Raw genomic sequence first — 876 nt, forward strand, 5'->3', positions numbered from 1 at the left:
GGAGGTCGGCTCATCATCCCCAGGAAACAACGCCACCAAGCGTCCGGCGTCGTCGTACTGATAGGCCGTCACCGCGCCCAGCGGATCCTGCTCGACGGTCAGCCGACCCTTGGCATCGTAGGATTTGAAATGCTGCGCGCCGTCCGGATCGATGCGCTGCACCAGCCGCGCCCGCTGGTCGTGGACATACACCTCCTCGCTACCATCGGCGTTATGCACCGTGACACGCCCGTCATCCCCCCAGGCATAGCGCGTGTCCATCTGCGAAAAGCTCGCCCAATGCCGGACGCAACGCGCTGCCTTGCCGGAGCCTTCCCACGCCCAGAAGAAACTCGCCCCACCGGCCAACTGCCGCTCAACAATGACGTGCTGATCGTCGTATCGATAACGCTCGCTTTCCCCGACAGCATTGGTCGCGCAAACCAGTCGTCCATCTTCGTCATAGGCGTAGGAAACGACGTTCTGCTCGGTTTCCCAGACGTAAGGTGCACGCCCTGTGGCGCGATGAACCTGGTAGTCCACCGCGACGATTCGATCCAGCTCATAACGCAGCAGCAGCGAGCGACCAGCACCGTTATCCAGCCGCTCGATCCTTCCCGAGCGATCACGGCAAATGCGTAGACGGTTGTCATACGCATCGCTGATAGAAACCAACGCACCGTCGCGAAAGTGATAGAACCGCGACGCCTGGGCCAGCACCAGTTCATCAGGCGTCGAGCCCAAGTAGATTGCCGCTTCGGCAAGACTATTGGTGATCGCGGGTCGAGCCGCTGTAGGCAAGGGCAGGGTGGTCGAGCGGTTCTCATGGTCGATCCACACCACCGAATCGCCCGACACACAAAGCCTGTGCGCCAGCGCATGACTCCAGCCAAACCC

The 876-nt window shown here is 61.5% G+C and carries 1 pseudogene; it reads right to left on the minus strand.

Going from position 1 to position 876, the window contains the following annotated elements:
- Nucleotides 1-876 (minus strand): annotated as a pseudogene (locus tag E3O56_RS23445) (type IV secretion protein Rhs); the annotation flags it as partial.

The sequence above is a fragment of the Pseudomonas sp. W2Aug9 genome (assembly GCF_023127755.1).
Classification (GTDB): domain Bacteria; phylum Pseudomonadota; class Gammaproteobacteria; order Pseudomonadales; family Pseudomonadaceae; genus Aquipseudomonas; species Aquipseudomonas synxantha_A.